The organism is Luteimonas salinilitoris, from assembly GCF_041300785.1.
Classification (GTDB): Bacteria; Pseudomonadota; Gammaproteobacteria; order Xanthomonadales; family Xanthomonadaceae; genus Luteimonas; species Luteimonas salinilitoris.
The window spans coordinates 386,511-401,730 of record NZ_JBFWIB010000001.1 but is presented as its reverse complement, the minus strand read 5'-3'; the positions used below and the strand labels follow the sequence as shown (position 1 = coordinate 401,730).

Below are 15,220 nucleotides of genomic sequence, written 5' to 3'. Positions count from 1 at the left end.
CATCATGGATCCTTGCGCAGCTCCGCCAGCCGGCGCGCCAGCTTCTTCGGCGAGATGTTGCCGCGCGCGCCCAGTTCCTGTGCGTGCAGCGACACACGCAGTTCTTCCAGGTCGCGCCGGAACGCCTGCCAGCCCGGTCCGTCGTCCTCACCCTCCACGGCGGCCTGCTGCAGCGCCTCGACGAACGGCTTGAGTTCCAGCATCCGCTGCTGGTCGCGCAGCGGATCGCGCAACGCGCGCTCGGCGCGCAGTGCCAGCGCCTTGAGATAGCGCGGATACTCGGCCAGCAGCGCCTCCGGCGTATCGCCCAGGAATCCGGGCGGCGCCAGTGCGGCCAGGTGCGCCTGCATGTCGTCGAGGTTGGCGCGCGCCCAGCCCATCAGGCCGGAATCGAGCCGCGCACGGATCTCGGCGATGCGGTCCAGAATCTCCTCGGCCAGCCGCAGCCGCCGCGTGGCCTCGCCGAACAGCGTCCGGGCGATCGCGTCGCGGCGCTGCGCGAACGCACCGGCATCGCGGATCGCCTCCAGCCCCTCGGCGGTCAACGCCGCCCAGGCACCGTCGACCAGGCCGGCACGCAACAGGTCGCCTTCACGCGCTGCCGTCGCACGCGGCGCGGTGGACTCGATCGCGACGTACAGCAGCGCGGTCTTCGGCGGCACCGGCAACTGCTTGCGCGCCTGCCGCAGCTTGCCGTCCAGCGCGATGCGCAGCAGCCGGCGCACGCCGGCGGGGTGGCGGTGTCGCGCCTCGGCGGGATCGGCGTGCACCGCCAGCGACGCGCTGTCGCCCTCGTCGTCCAGCGCCGGGTACGCGGCGACCCCGCCCATGCCCGGTACCGACACCGGGATCGGCGTGTCCGGGAACTCCCGCAATCCCCGCTGCGCCATGCCTTCGGCCGCGCGCGCGGCGAAGGCGCGCGCGGCGCGGTCTCCAAAACGCGCGCGCAGGTCGCCCAGGTCGCGTGATTCGGCCAGCACATGGCGTCCGTCGGCATCGAGCAGCCGCAGGTTCATGCGCAGGTGCGGATCGAGCGCCGACTCGTCGAAATCGGTCGCGGTCACCTCCGTCCCGGTCAGCCGCTGCAGGAACCGCGCCAGCGCGCCGGCGAACGCGTCCGCCTCCGGCTGCGGGTGCGCTTCGGCGAAGGCGCGGGCGAAATCGGGCGCCGGCACGAAATTGCGCCGCAGCGCCTTGGGCAGCGAGCGGATCATCGCCGCCGCCTTGTCCTCGAAGAAACCCGGCGCGAGCCAGGTGAGTCGCGCCGGATCCAGCGCATTGAGCAGGTGCAGCGGCACGCTGACGGTCATGCCGTCGTCGGGCGCGCCGGGCTCGAAGCGGTAGCGCACCGCCAGTCGCGCCTCCCCCAGCGCCAGCACCGGCGGGAAGCGCACCGCATCGCTCTCGTCGCCGACCAGCAGGTCGTCGCGCGACCACTCCAGCGCATGTCGCGCCGCCTCCGGCGCCTTTTTCACCCAGGCATCGAGCGAGCGCGCATCGACGATCTCCGCCGGGATGCACTCGTCGTACCAGCGCAACATCCAGTCCTCGTCGACGACCAGGCCGACCCGCCGCTGCTTGGCCTCTTCCTCGCGCGCGCGCTCGAGCGTGGCCAGGTTGCGCGCCAGGAACGGGCTGCGCAGGTTGATCTCGCCGCCGACCAGGCCGTCGCGCAGGAACAGCGCGCGCGCTTCCTGCGGATACAGGCGGCCGTAGTCGACCGGTTTCTTCGGCGCCAGCACCAGGCCGAACAGGCTGACCTGCTCGCTGCCGAGCACCCGCCCCTGCGAACGCGACCAGCGCGGATCGTGGTGGCGTCGCGCCAGCAGGTGCGGCAGCTCGGCGATCGCCCATTCGGGCTCGATCGCGGCATTGGTCAGCGCCCACACCCGCTCGGTCTCGAGCAGGGTCGCCGACAGCACCCACGGCGGCGGCTTGCGCGCCAGCACCGAGCCCGGGAACAGCTGAAACTTGCGCCCGCGCGGACCGTCGTAGAGACCGCGGTCGGCACGCTGCCCGAGCTGGGTCGGCAGGCCGGCGATCAGCGCGCGATGCAGGATGGCGTACGGAAAGGGATCCGCATCCGGCTCTCGGGACCTCACGCGCTGCCCTCCATGGCGCAAGCCCTCCGTCTCCGGGTCGCCCGGCCCGGCCATCCCTGGCCGGGCGCTCGCCATCGCGCGAGCCGGTGGTTCGCTGGCGCGATGACTCGCCCATCCCAGTTCGTCGCACTGCAGCTTGAGCTGCCGGTGCAGCTCGCGCCATTCGCGCATGCGCAGGAAGCCGAGGAAATGCCGTTCGCACCAACGCCGCAGCTGCGACTGGGTCGAATCCTCGTGGGTCTGGCGGTAGGCCTCCCAGAGCTTCAGGATGCCGACGAATTCCGACTTCGGGTCGGCGAATTCGGCGTGCGCGTTGTCGGCGGCGGCGCGCTGGTCCGCGGGCCGCTCGCGCGGGTCCTGGATGCCGAGGAACGACGCGATCGTCAACATCTCGCGCAGGCAACCGTGCTGCTGCGCGGCGACCAGCATGCGCGCCAGCTTCACGTCGACCGGCAGCCGCGCCATCGCGCGGCCGGTCGCGGTGAGCCGGCGCTCGCCGTCGACCGCACCCAGTTCGGTCAACTGCTGCCAGCCGTCGGCGATCGCGCGCGGATCCGGCGGTTCGACGAACGGGAAGTTCTCGATGACCCGCGCGTCGCCGTCCTGCGGCCGCCCGCGCGCGCGTTTCGGCGCGGCCGAGGCGCCGCTGCCGATCTCGCCCAGTCCCAGCGTGAGCATGCGCAGGATCACCCCGGCCAGCGCTGCGCGGCGGATCTCCGGGTCGGTGTAGGGCGGGCGCGACTGGAAGTCCTCTTCCGGATAGATCCGGTAGCAGGTGCCCGGCGCGATGCGCCCGCAGCGGCCCTTGCGCTGCTCGGCGCTGGCCTGGTTCACCGGCTCGATGTGCAGCCGGTCGAGTTTCTGCCGCGGGCTGTAGCGCTTGACCCGCGCCAGTCCCGGATCGACCACGTAATGGATCCGCGGCACCGTGAGCGAGGTCTCGGCGACGTTGGTAGCCAGCACGATCCGCCGCTGCGGCCCGGGGTTGAAGACCCGGTCCTGGTCGCGCGCCGACAGCCGCGCATACAGCGGCAGCACCTCGGTGTGGCGATACTTGCGCCGCTCCAGCGCGCGGTGGGCGTCGCGGATCTCGCGCTCGCCGGGCAGGAACACCAGGGTGTCGCCGGCCCCCTTCTCGCGCATGATCTCGTCGCAGGCGGCGACGATGCCGTCGAGCACGGTGAGCGCTCCCGTCCCTGCTTCCCGGGAAAGGGGGTCAGAGTCACTTTTCTCCCGACGCGCTTGACCACCTGACGTTTCCGAGGGGAAAAGTGACTCTGACCCCCTTTCCCGTCCGCCAGCATGCGCCGTCTCACCCAGCGGCCGATAGCGCACCTCCACCGGATACCCGCGCCCCTCCACGTCCACCACTGGCGCGTCGCCGAAGTGTTTCGAGAACCGCTCGGTATCGATCGTCGCCGAGGTCACGAGCACCTTGAGGTCGCGTCGCCGCTCTAGCAGGCGCTTCAGATAGCCCAGCAGGAAATCGATGTTGAGGCTGCGCTCGTGCGCCTCGTCGATGATGATGGTGTCGTAGGCCGACAGCCAGCGGTCGGAGGCGATCTCGGCCAGCAGGATGCCGTCAGTCATGAACTTCACCACCGTGCGTTCGCTGACCCGGTCGCTGAAGCGCACCTGGTAGCCGACCGCCTCGCCCAACGGCACCTGCAGTTCCTCGGCCACGCGCCGCGCTACCGCGCGCGCGGCGATCCGCCGCGGCTGGGTGCAGCCGATGGTGCCCGCCGCGCCGCGGCCCGCCGCCAGGCACAGCTTCGGCAGCTGCGTGGTCTTGCCGGAGCCGGTCTCGCCGGCTATCACCAGCACCGGATGCGCGCGGATCAGCTCGACGATGCGGTCGGCCTCGCCCGCGATCGGCAGCGAGGCGTCCACCTGCGCGGCGGGCAACGCCGCGGCGCGGGCCTCGCGCGTGGACAGCGATGCCTTCAGCGCGACCTCGAACGCGGCCTGCGCGCGAACGTCGCCGGGCACGGCGCGCCAGCGCGACCACAGCCCGTACAGGCGCCCGCGGTCGCGCGACAGTGCGCCGTCGATGGCGCCCCGTGCCCGTTTCAGTGCCGCGTTCGCCGCGTTGCCGCTGGAATCCGCCATGGCGCTTGCAAATCTTCCCGGAAGTCACATATTCAGAACGAAAGCCGCCCTATTGTGGCGGCAACTTTCCGACAGGAGTCCCGCACATGGCCAAAACCAAGACCAGCAAGCCGAAGAAGACCGCCCGCGCCGACGGCGCATCCGCCGCGCCCCAGGCCGTGGCATCGCCCGGCCCGCAATCCAGCGCCCCGGCGATCGATATCGGGATCGGCGACAAGGATCGCAAGCGCATCGCCCAGGGCCTGTCGGTGTTCCTGGCCGACGCCTACACCCTGTACCTGAAGACCCACAACTTCCACTGGAACGTCACCGGGCCGATGTTCAACGCCCTGCATGCGATGTTCGAAGAGCAGTACACCGAGCAGTGGAATGCGCTCGACGAGACCGCCGAGCGCATCCGCGCCCTGGGCTACAACGCGCCGGGCTCCTATGCCGAGTTCATCGAGCTGTCCTCCATCAAGGAGGAGCCGGGCCTGGAGAAGGCGCCGGAATGGCGCGAGATGGTGCGCCAGCTGGTGGTCGGCAACGAGGCCGTCTGCCGCACCGCGCGCAAGGTGCTCAAGACCGCCGACGACGCCGGCGACGATCCCAGCGTCGACCTGCTGACGCAGCGCCTGCAGATCCACGAGAAGTACGCCTGGATGCTGCGCTCCCTGCTCCAGTAGAGCGGAGCTTGCTCCGCTGCGGAGTCCCGGAACGCCACGAGCCACCAGCAGCGGAGCAAGCTCCGCTCTACGGGTCCGTATCGCGAAACCGGAGCCGGTCCGATGGAAGTCGGGCCGCAAACACCTTTGCCGCTCTCCTGCGGGAGCGGCGCGATCCTGCGACATCCGGCCGCGAGTCGCCGCCCGACGGGCCGATGCCTCTCCTCGAACCCGACAGGAGGCGGTAGATTCCGACCTTCGCACGGGCGCTCCGCCGACACGGCGATGGGTGGTTTCCCGTCCCGGGCCGGGCGACGGCTCCGGTATCCTGTGCCCATGCAAACTTCCGCGCAGGACGTGCTGCAGCGCGTCTTCGGCCACGCCACGTTCCGCGGCGAGCAGGCCGCCATCGTCGAACATGTCGCCGCCGGTGCCGATGCCCTGGTGCTGATGCCCACCGGCGGCGGCAAGTCGCTGTGCTACCAGCTGCCGGCGCTGCTGCGCGACGGGGTCGGCATCGTGGTCTCGCCGCTGATCGCGCTGATGCAGGACCAGGTGGAGGCGCTGCGCCAGCTCGGCGTGCGCGCCGCCTTCCTCAACTCCACCCTCGACGGCGGGACCGCGGCGATGGTCGAGCGGCAGCTGCTGGCCGGCGATCTCGACCTGCTGTACGTCGCCCCCGAGCGCCTGCTGACGCCGCGCTTCCTGTCGCTGCTCGAGCGCGCGCACGAGGGAAAGGGTGTCGCGCTGTTCGCGATCGACGAGGCGCACTGCGTCTCGCAGTGGGGCCACGACTTCCGCCCCGAATACCGCGAGCTGACCATCCTGCACGAACGCTGGCCGCAGGTGCCGCGGATCGCCCTGACCGCCACCGCCGATCCGCCGACCCAGCGCGAGATCGCCGAGCGCCTGCAGCTGGACCGGGCGCGCCGCTTCGTCAGCTCGTTCGACCGGCCGAACATCCGCTACGCGGTGACGCAGAAGGACAACGCCAAGCGCCAGCTGCTGGACTTCGTCGACGGCCACCGCGGCGATGCCGGCATCGTCTACTGCCTGTCGCGGCGCAAGGTGGAGCAGACGGCCGCCTTCCTGGCCGAGCATGGCCACGCCGCCCTGCCCTACCACGCCGGCATCGACGCCGGCATCCGCGCCGCCAACCAGCGCCGTTTCCTGCGCGAAGAGGGCGTGATCGTGGTCGCCACCATCGCCTTCGGCATGGGCATCGACAAGCCGGACGTGCGCTTCGTCGCCCATGTCGACCTGCCCAAGTCGATCGAGGGCTACTACCAGGAAACCGGCCGCGCCGGCCGCGACGGCGAGCCGGCCGACGCCTGGATGTGCTACGGCCTCGGCGACCTGGTGCTGCTGCGGCAGATGATCGAGCAGTCCGAGTCCGGCGAGGAACGCAAGCGCCTGGAGCACCGCAAGCTCGATGCCCTGGTCGGCTACTGCGAGTCGATGCGCTGCCGTCGCCAGGTGCTGCTGGCGAACTTCGGCGAGGAATACGCGCCCGGGGAAAGCGGCGCGGATGGCGCCGAACGGGCCTGCGGCAACTGCGACAACTGCCTGCAGCCGCCGGAAGCCTGGGACGCGACCGAGGCCGCGCAGAAAGCCCTGAGCTGCGTCTACCGCAGCGGCCAGCGCTTCGGCGCCGCGCATGTCATCGATATCCTGCGTGGCAGCGACAGCGAGAAGATCCGCCAGTTCGGCCACGACCGGCTCAGCACCTACGGCGTCGGCACCGACCTGGACGCACGCACCTGGCGCGGGGTGTTTCGCCAGCTGGTGGCGCACGGCCTGCTCGAGGTCGACGCCGAGGGCTACGGCGGCCTGCGCCTGACCGAGACCAGCCGGGCGGTGCTCAAGGGCCGGCAGCCGGTCATGCTGCGCAAGGTGGCCGCCCCCCGCGAGCGCACGCGCGCGCTGCGCGCCGCATCGGCGGCGGCCGAACTCGCGCCCGCCGACCTGCCGTTGTTCGAGGCCCTGCGCGAGCTGCGCGCGCAGCTGGCGCGCGACCAGAACGTGCCCGCCTACGTGATCTTCCATGACAGCACGCTGCGCGAGATCGCGGCGCGACGGCCGTCGAGCGAGGACGAGCTCGCCGGCATCGGCGGCATCGGCGCCGGCAAGCTGTCCCGCTACGGCAGCCAGGTGATCGCCACGGTGGCGACGGCGGGCTGATACGACGGCGGCGCTTCGCACGAATGCAGCGGCGAATGCGGCAGCCGTCCGGCGACTCGACGAACCACGGCAAGCCAGAACTCCATGCGTAGAGCCGAGCTTGCTCGGCTGCTTTTGGCTCCGGAGCCGAGAGCAGCGGAGCAAGCTCCGCTCTACGGGTCCGTGATCCGTTCAATTCTCGCCGGTATCGTGCATCCGCGTATGCCGACCGGCGGCATACCGGGAACCTGCGGCGACCCGAAGGCCTCACGCGTAGAGCCGAGCTTGCTCGGCTGCTTTTGGCTCCGGAGCCGAGAGCAGCGGAGCAAGCTCCGCTCTACGACGGGCTAGTGGCCGGTTTGACCGGTACCGGCGCATCGGTGCACGTGCCGACCGGCAATGCGCCAGGATCCGACGCCAGCTCGCGCAGCAGGATCCTGCGCGCGGCGTGTTCCTCGGCAGGCGCCAGCTCCGTCAGCAGCGCGACCTGGCCCGCGACCAGCGAACCGACCGGCAAGCCGTCGCGGTAGAGCACCCGCGCGCCCGGCAGCCGCGGAATCCTGTCGCCGGGCAGCAGCGTGCCGACCAGGTTGAGCGGGTCCATTGCCGACAGGCAGACGAACTCGCCCGCGCCCGGCTTCCGCCGGATCCGCCGCAGCAGTCCGATCGCTTCCGGCAATGCGAACTGTTCGCCGGACAGGCCGGCGATGAAGCGCCCGCCGCGAATTTCGCCGCGCGCCTCCAGGCGGCGATAGACGCGCGACAGTTCGCGCCAGGGCGGCAACCAGGCCGCCTCGCGCTCGAGCAGCCGCCAGCAGACCACGCCGTAGCGGCGCAGCAGCACCCGGGCGACGTGTTCCAGGCTCTCGGCGGTCGCGAGCGACGCGGCGCGGACATCGGCTTCCACGGAGGGCGTATCCACGCCGGCGCGCCGACCGCACGGGGCCCAGCGCCCGGCGTCCTCGATCCCGAACAGCGCCGCACGGCGCCGGCCGCGACCGCGTGCGGACGAACGCTTCGATGCCGGCACCAGCAGCGCGCGCAGTCCGGCGAAACTGTCGCAGCGGGCACGGCCGCGGGCGACGAGCTCGGCCAGCGCGTCCTCCAGCTCGATCTGCAGCAGCCGCGTCCCGGTCGCGATCTCGTCGAAGAAAGAAGCACCGTTGGCGGCCAGGTGATCGGCGACGCGCTGCGCGCGCGAGGACAGCGCCGCGTCGCCGGCGGAATCCGGCGCCAGCCGCATCCAGTGCGCGGCCGTGCGCCGCGGCAGCAGCACCACCGGCGTCGTTCGCACCGTTCCGCTGCCGCGCCCGGCGCCGGCCTCGGCATCGCTCGCGCGCAGCCGCGTCCACAGGGTGCGGCCGGCGGTGCACAGCTCGTCGAGCCAGGAGATGGAGTAGTCGCGCACGCGCGCCGGCAGCAACTCCGACTCCCAGGCGGCCGCCGGCGCCTCGAAGCCTTCCAACTGCGACAACACGCCGGCCAGCGCCTCCGGTCCGCTGGCGCGCGCGTCGCCGGACACGCGCTGCCAGTCGAGCAGGAAGCGCAGGAAATCTCGCGGCGGCACCGGCTCGATCTCGCGGCGCAACCGGCCGAGCGTATAGCGATGGATGCGCGCCAGCAGGTACCGCTCGCACCACTCGGTCTCCGTGGTGCCGGGGGTGAAGCGGCCCTGCATCGCATAGCCCTCGTTCTGCAGCCGCAGCAGCGCCACGTCGGCGTCGAGCGGCGGCAGCGACAGGCTGCGCGCGAGTTCCGCCGCCGGCACCGGCCCGAGCCCGGACAGGCGCGCGCGCAGCAGTTCGGTCGCCGCGTCCTCGGCGGCCCAGGGCTGCGTCGCGTACTCCGCCGGCGCCTCGATGCACGGTTGCAGGAACGCCTGCGGGAACAGCGCATGCAATTGCGGCAGCCGCTCGGCGGCCACCCACAACTCGCCACGCCCGGGCGCCGGGCGCAGGCGCGTCGCACGATGGCCGCGGGCGAGCATCTCGAGCCAGCCGCTCCAGCCGGCGTTCGCGGCGGCTTCGTCGGCGGTCACCGCGCCCAGGCCCATCAACGCATCGTGCATCTCGTCGGCGCCGCGCACCTCGGGCCAAGCCTGCGCGCGCACCTCGGCGATGGCGTCGGCGTCGAGCCGGCCGAGGTCGCCGGCGCTTTCCGGATCGGCGTACCGGCGCGTCTGCACCGCCTGGGTGCGGCGCTCCTCCAGCGGCGCGTCGTCGAGGAAGGCGTAGGGCCGCGCGTTGATCGCCTCGGCCGCCAATGGCGACGGCGCGGCCAGGTCGCACGACCGCACCTCCACTTCGCCCGCCTCCATGCGCCGCAGCAGCTGCAGCCAGCCCTGCGCGTCCATCGCCTCGTCCAGGCAGTCGCGCAGCGTCTGCGCCACCAGCGGATGGTCCGGCACCTCGCGCTCGCCGACGATGTTCTCCAGGCACGCCACCTGGTCCGGGAACACGGTGGCCAGGAAGTCCTCGGACTTCATCCGCTGCAGCTGCGGCGGCACCTTGCGCCCGCCCTGGAAGCGCGGCAGCGCCAGCGCGGTGGTCGCGTTCCAGCGCCAGCGCGCGCCGAACAGCGGCGCGTCCAGCAGCGCCTGCACCAGGATGTCCAACGCGGAGGCAGAATGCAGGTACTGCGACACTTCGATCAGCGGAAAGCTGTGGCTGGTCGACAGCGACAGCACGATCGCGTCCTCGGTCGCCGCCGCCTGCAGCTCGAAGTTGAACTTGCGGCAGAAGCGCTTGCGCAGCGCCAGCCCCCAAGCACGGTTGATGCGGCTACCGAACGGGGTGTGGATCACCAGCTGGGTGCCGCCGGACTCGTCGAAGAAGCGCTCCAGCACGATCCGCGACTGCGTCGGCAGCGCACCGAGCGCGGACTGTGCGCTTGCCAGGTAGTCGACCAGCTGGCGCGCGGCGTCGGCATCGAGGCCGAGTTCGTCGCGCAGCCAGGCGATGGCGTCGCCGTGAGCTGGAGCAAATCCCCCCTGCCCCCCTTTTTCAAAGGGGGGAACAGCCGGCGACTGGGCAGCTTCTGTCGAAGCGGAAACGGCACGGGTTTCGGCGGGTTCCGCCGCCTGCGGGGCGACACGCGCTCCAAAGGACTCCTCCGGTCCCCGCAAAGATTGCACCTCGCCGGAAATTGGCGCTTCACAGGGCACCGCTCCATCCGTCGCCGGCGACAACTCTGCTCCGGCGCCCGCCCCCCCCCTTTTAAAAAGGGGGGCTGAGGGGGATTTGCTTCCGTTCGCTGCAAGGCCAGGCCCGAGCAGCGCAGCGATTTCCTCACGCAACCGCGACACCCCGGCCGACAGCTCGTCGGTCCGCCCCGGCGCCTCGCCGATCCAGAACGGAATGCTCGGCGGCAGCCCCTGCGCGTCCTCCACCCGCACCCGCCCCGGCTCCACCCGCAGGATCCGGTAGCTGGCGTTGCCGAGCTGGAAGATGTCGCCGGCCATGCTCTCGACCGCGAAATCCTCGTTCACGGTGCCGATGTTCTGCGCCTCCGGCTCCAGTACCACGGCATAGTCGCCGGTGTCGGGAATGGTGCCGCCGGACATCACCGCGGTCATGCGCGCGCCCTTGCGCCCGCGCAGTTTGCGATTCACCGCGTCGCGGTGCAGATAGCCGGCGCGCGGACCGCGACGGCTGCTGTAGCCTTCCGCCAGCATCCGCACCACCGCGTCGAAATCCTCCCGCGCCAACTGCGCATACGGCCAGGCGCGGCGCAGCCAGTCGAACAGCGCGTCCTCGTCCCATTCGCGGCTGGCGACCTCGGCGACGATCTGCTGCGCCAGCACGTCCAGCGGCGCCGGCGGGATCCGCAGCGCGTCGAGCTCGCCGCGGCGCACGCAGTCCAGCAACGCGGCGCATTCGACCAGTTCGTCGCGCGTGGCCGGGAACAACCGCGCTTTCGGCACGCCCCCCACCGTGTGCCCGGAGCGACCGGCGCGCTGCAGGAATGTCGCGATCGAGCGTGGCGAACCGAGCTGGCAGACCAGGTCGACGGCGCCGATGTCGATGCCCAGTTCCAGCGACGCCGTCGCCACCAGCACCTTCAGCTCGCCGCGCTTGAGCCGCTGCTCGGCCTCCAGCCGGCGTTCCTTCGCCAGGCTGCCGTGGTGCGCGGCCACGTGTTCCTTGCCCAGCAGCTCGCCCAGGTGGCGCGCGGCGCGCTCGGCCATGCGCCGCGTGTTGACGAACACCAGGGTGGTGCGGTGCGCCTCCACCAGTTCGGTCACGCGCCGGTACACCTGCTCCCACTGGTCGTTCGACATCACCACCGACAGCGGCGTGGGCGGCAGTTCCAGCGCCAGGTCGCGCTGGCGGGTATAGCCAATGTCCACGATCGCACAGTCCGCCACCGGAACCTCGGCACCTGCGCTGCGCCCGGAACCCGTTCCGCATGGCCCGTACTCTCCTTCCCCCGCTTGGGGAAGGCCGGAATGGCGGCTGCCCGGCAGCCGGCAGGAATCCGATCCTTCCGCACTTTCCGCCCTCGGCAGCAGGTTTCCCGCGCCGACCAGGAACCGCGCCACCTCGTCGATCGGCTTCTGCGTCGCTGACAGCCCGACCCGCACCAGGCGCCGGCCGCACAGCGCCTCCAGCCGCTCCAGCGACAGCGCCAGGTGGCTGCCGCGCTTGTCGTCGGCGACGGCGTGGATCTCGTCCACGATCACCGTGCGCACCGGCGCCAGCATCGCCCGGCCCGATTCCGAGCCGAGCAGCACGTACAGCGATTCCGGCGTGGTCACCAGGATGTGCGGCGGCCTGCGGCGCATGCCGGCGCGTTCGGACTGCGGCGTGTCGCCGGTGCGCACCGCGGTGCGGATATCGATATCGGGCAGGCCCATCCGGGCCAACTCGGCACGGATGCCGGCCAGCGGCGCTTCCAGGTTCACGCGGATGTCGTTGGACAGCGCCTTCAGCGGCGAAACGTAGACCACCATGGTCTCGTCCGGAAGCCCTGCCAGCCCCGCTGCCGGCGCCTGGTCGCCGAACAGCCCCGGTGCGGCGCCCTGCAACCCCTGGCGCACCAGGCCGTCGATCGCGGTCATGAACGCGGTCAGCGTCTTGCCCGACCCGGTCGGCGCCGCCACCAGCGTATTGCGCCCGGCGCGGATCGCCGGCCACGCCGCCGCCTGCGCTTCGGTCGGCGCAGGGAATGCGCCGCGGAACCAGGCGGCGACGGCGGGATGGAAGGCGTCGAGGGGCATCGTGGACGGGAGAGAGGGCGACCGGACAGAATCGAAGAGATGAGCGTGCGCAACGGGTGTCGCAAGGGATGAGACTGACCGGCGATAGGCGAAACCGGGCCGGTACCCATGCGCTGAACGGCACGTGGTGGAGCGCGACAGGCGGCCCGCACCCGACCCGAATATGCGCCCGCGGGTCCCGCGATTCAACGCCGGTCGTCACTCGTGGCCGAGAACCCGGTGCGGCTGATAAGGCGCCTCCAGCTCCGCGCGTTCGTCGTCGCCCAGCGACAGCGAGACGGCGGCGACGGCCTGTTCCAGGTGCGACAGCTTGGTCGCGCCGATGATCGGCGCCGTCACACCGGGCTGATGCAGCAACCAGGCCAGGGCCACCTGCGCCGGTGCCACGCCGCGGCGGGCGGCGACGGCCGCGGCCCGCTCGGCCACCTGGAAGTCGGTGTCGGCGTAATACATCCCGTGCGCGAGACGATCGCTTTTCGCGCGGGCGGTATCGCCGCCGCCGGGCGCACGACCACCGGCGAGAAACCCCCGCGCCAGCGGGCTCCACGGCACCACCGCGATCCCTTCCGAGCGGCACAGCGGCAGCATCTCGCGCTCCTCCTCCCGGTACACCAGGTTGTAGTGGTTCTGCATGGCGACGAACCGCGCCCAGCCGTTGCGCTCCGACAGCGCCAGCGCCTTCATGAACTGCCAGGCGTACATGCTCGACGCGCCGATGTAGCGGACCTTGCCCGCGCGCACCACGTCGTTCAGGGCCTCGAGCGTTTCCTCGATCGGCGTTTCGTAGTCCCAGCGGTGCAGCTGGTACAGGTCGATGTAGTCGGTATCGAGCCGGCGCAGCGATGCATCGACCGCATGCAGGATGTGCTTGCGCGACAGCCCGCGATCGTTCGGGTCGTCGCTCATCGGGAAGTAGACCTTGGTGGCGATGACCACGTCCTCGCGACGGGCGAAGTCGCGCATGGCGCGCCCCAGGACCTCCTCGCTGATGCCGCGCGAGTACATGTCGGCGGTATCGAAGTAGTTGATGCCGAGTTCGAGCGCCCGCCGGACGAACGGCCGGCCCTGTTCCTCGGTGAGGATCCAGTCCTTCGATTCGGGCGAGCCGTAGCTCATGACGCCCAGGCACAGGCGCGAGACCTTGAGGCCGGTACGTCCCAGATTCACGTATTGCATGATGATCTCCTGGTCAAAGACGTCTGGTCGTCACGCGCGACCGCATTACCGCGGCTGGCGGTGGAGCGCGATGCCGAAGACGACGAGGGCGACGCCGAACGCCTCGACCGGCGTCGGGATCTGGCGCAGCACGACGATCCCGACCACCACCGCGGTGGCGGGAAGGAGCGCGACGAACAGGGCATAGGTCGCCCGGGGCAGGCGGACCATGGCGAGTTGATCGAAGACGTAGGGGATGACCGACGAACTGATCCCGACGCCGATGCCCGCGGCCAGCGCAACCGGGTCGCCCAGTGCCGGCGTCGCCGCCATGAACCCGAGCGGCGTGATGACGATGCCGGCGACCAGCAGGGCGGCACCGAGGCGATCGATCGGGCTGGTGCCCGGATCCGCGCGCGCGACCCGATGCGCCAGCACGATGTACAGCAGGAACAGGGCGGCATTGGCGAAGGCCCAGGCGAACGCCAGCGGATCGCCCGCGAGCCGCACGTCGGCCAGCAGCCAGACGCCGGCGACCGCGAACAGCAGCGCGGCGACGTTGCGGCCCGAGCGGCTGCCAGCCAGCGCCAGCGCGATCGGGCCGAGGAATTCGATCGCCGCCACCGTCCCGAGCGGCAACCGGTCGATCGCGACGTAGAAGCTGTAGTTCATCAGCGCGAACACCACCCCGAGCGCCACTACCGCGCGCCGGGTGTCGCGACCTGCCGCGAAGAACGACCGCCAGGGCCTGCGCCACAGCGCGAAGACCGCGGCCGCCGAGACGATACGCAGCCAGGCGACGCCGGCCACCGGCATGCGTGCGAACAGCAGCACGGCGAAGGACGGACCGAGGTAATGAAAGATCGCGCTGCCGACGAAATACGCGTGTGCCGGCACGCGGTCCGCAAGGCGACCGGGGCCGACGACTTCCTTACCATCAAAATTCATCATGACGGTAAGAATCCTGCGCCACGATTTCTTACCTGTCAAATTTATTTTGGTGGTAATATTCGGCCATGCACGCCCTGGCCCTGGATTCCGGCGACTATCGCGGCAGCTACAAGCTGGTCGGCGGCCGCCCGTCGCTGGATCTGGTGAATACCGTCAGCTGGCCCGCAACCGGACACGCCCACGACTGGCTCGATTCCACCGCCAATCTGCAGCGCTGGCTGAAAGCCGCCGGCCTGCCGTCGCCGCCCGCAAGGAACTGCGAACTGCGCGACGCGATCGAGATTCGCGAGATCCTGACATCGGTATTGCGCCCCCTGGCGCACGGCGAATCGCCGCCACGCGGCGCGGTCGAGCGCCTCGACGGCTTGATGGCCGCGGCGGCCGCGCAACGCACCATCGATCCCGCCACCCTGGCCTGGCGCTGGAAGAAGCCAGCGGACACGGCCGACAGCCTCGCACCGGTGCTTCTGGATGCCGCCGACCTGATCACCGCCGGCGACCGCGAGCGCCTGCGCTTCTGCCCGGCCTGCGACTGGCTGTTCGAGGACCAGACCCGCAACGGCCGGCGGCGCTGGTGCGACATGGCCGATTGCGGCAGCCGCGACAAGGCCCGCCGCTACTACCACCGCACGCAGCAGTGAGCGTGTTTCGACGGGAAAAATGTGGGTCGTGTTGGATTCGAACCAACGACCAGCGGATTAAAAGTCCGATGCTCTACCGACTGAGCTAACGACCCGTTGTCGAACGATCAAGCTGCCGCGCACAGCGCGGCGGTCTTGCTCCTCCCGCGAGCGGGAGTGCGCAGTCTCAGGGGCGGCCCGGTTGCGTCGCCCGTGCTGCGCAGGCTGCGCATTCTAGCGCAACGCTCCGGCCCGACACAC

The 15,220-nt window shown here is 71.0% G+C and carries 7 protein-coding genes and 1 tRNA gene; 3 read left to right on the top strand and 5 right to left on the bottom strand.

Annotation, left to right across the window (positions count from 1 at the left end; all coding sequences use genetic code 11):
• Positions 1 to 2 precede the first annotated feature (2 nt).
• Positions 3 to 4,211 (bottom strand): DUF3418 domain-containing protein, encoded by a 4,209-nt coding sequence (locus AB5T46_RS01565; protein ID WP_370562056.1) that lies wholly within the window; start codon positions 4,209 to 4,211, stop codon positions 3 to 5.
• 86 nt (positions 4,212 to 4,297) lie between these two features.
• Here AB5T46_RS01565 and AB5T46_RS01560 point away from each other — a divergent pair, with 86 nt between their 5' ends.
• Entirely contained in the window at positions 4,298 to 4,876 is a 579-nt protein-coding gene (locus tag AB5T46_RS01560) for a Dps family protein (RefSeq protein ID WP_370562055.1), read from the top strand.
• Positions 4,877 to 5,191: 315 nt separating this feature from the next.
• Positions 5,192 to 7,036: a DNA helicase RecQ gene (recQ, locus tag AB5T46_RS01555; RefSeq protein ID WP_370562054.1), complete on the top strand. Its 1,845-nt coding sequence runs from the start codon at positions 5,192 to 5,194 to the stop codon at positions 7,034 to 7,036.
• Positions 7,037 to 7,352: 316 nt separating this feature from the next.
• On the opposite strand, the gene AB5T46_RS01550 is transcribed toward recQ, so the two are convergent.
• From AB5T46_RS01550 to AB5T46_RS01540, 3 genes are all read right to left on the bottom strand, one after another.
• Positions 7,353 to 12,233, bottom strand: a complete 4,881-nt coding sequence (locus tag AB5T46_RS01550) for a DEAD/DEAH box helicase (protein ID WP_370562053.1) — start codon at positions 12,231 to 12,233, stop codon at positions 7,353 to 7,355.
• Between the two features lie 198 nt (positions 12,234 to 12,431).
• A complete protein-coding gene (locus tag AB5T46_RS01545; RefSeq protein ID WP_370562052.1) occupies positions 12,432 to 13,409 on the bottom strand; it encodes an aldo/keto reductase in 978 nt (325 codons plus the stop codon).
• Between the two features lie 45 nt (positions 13,410 to 13,454).
• Positions 13,455 to 14,339 (bottom strand): EamA family transporter, encoded by an 885-nt coding sequence (locus tag AB5T46_RS01540; protein ID WP_370562051.1) that lies wholly within the window; start codon positions 14,337 to 14,339, stop codon positions 13,455 to 13,457.
• Between the two features lie 65 nt (positions 14,340 to 14,404).
• On the opposite strand from AB5T46_RS01540, the gene AB5T46_RS01535 reads away from it, so the two are divergent.
• A complete protein-coding gene (locus AB5T46_RS01535) occupies positions 14,405 to 14,980 on the top strand; it encodes a CGNR zinc finger domain-containing protein (protein ID WP_370562050.1) in 576 nt (191 codons plus the stop codon).
• A 22-nt stretch (positions 14,981 to 15,002) separates the two neighbouring features.
• On the opposite strand, the gene AB5T46_RS01530 is transcribed toward AB5T46_RS01535, so the two are convergent.
• Positions 15,003 to 15,075, bottom strand: a tRNA-Lys gene (locus AB5T46_RS01530).
• Between the last annotated feature and the right edge of the window lie 145 nt (positions 15,076 to 15,220).

Coding starts and splice junctions, on each gene's coding strand:
- AB5T46_RS01540 (WP_370562051.1), bottom strand. CDS start 14,339: ATGATGAATTTTGATGGTAAGGAAGTCGTCGGCCCCGGTCGCCTTGCG.
- AB5T46_RS01565 (WP_370562056.1), bottom strand. CDS start 4,211: ATGGCGGATTCCAGCGGCAACGCGGCGAACGCGGCACTGAAACGGGCA.
- AB5T46_RS01550 (WP_370562053.1), bottom strand. CDS start 12,233: ATGCCCCTCGACGCCTTCCATCCCGCCGTCGCCGCCTGGTTCCGCGGC.
- AB5T46_RS01560 (WP_370562055.1), top strand. CDS start 4,298: ATGGCCAAAACCAAGACCAGCAAGCCGAAGAAGACCGCCCGCGCCGAC.
- recQ (WP_370562054.1), top strand. CDS start 5,192: ATGCAAACTTCCGCGCAGGACGTGCTGCAGCGCGTCTTCGGCCACGCC.
- AB5T46_RS01535 (WP_370562050.1), top strand. CDS start 14,405: ATGCACGCCCTGGCCCTGGATTCCGGCGACTATCGCGGCAGCTACAAG.
- AB5T46_RS01545 (WP_370562052.1), bottom strand. CDS start 13,409: ATGCAATACGTGAATCTGGGACGTACCGGCCTCAAGGTCTCGCGCCTG.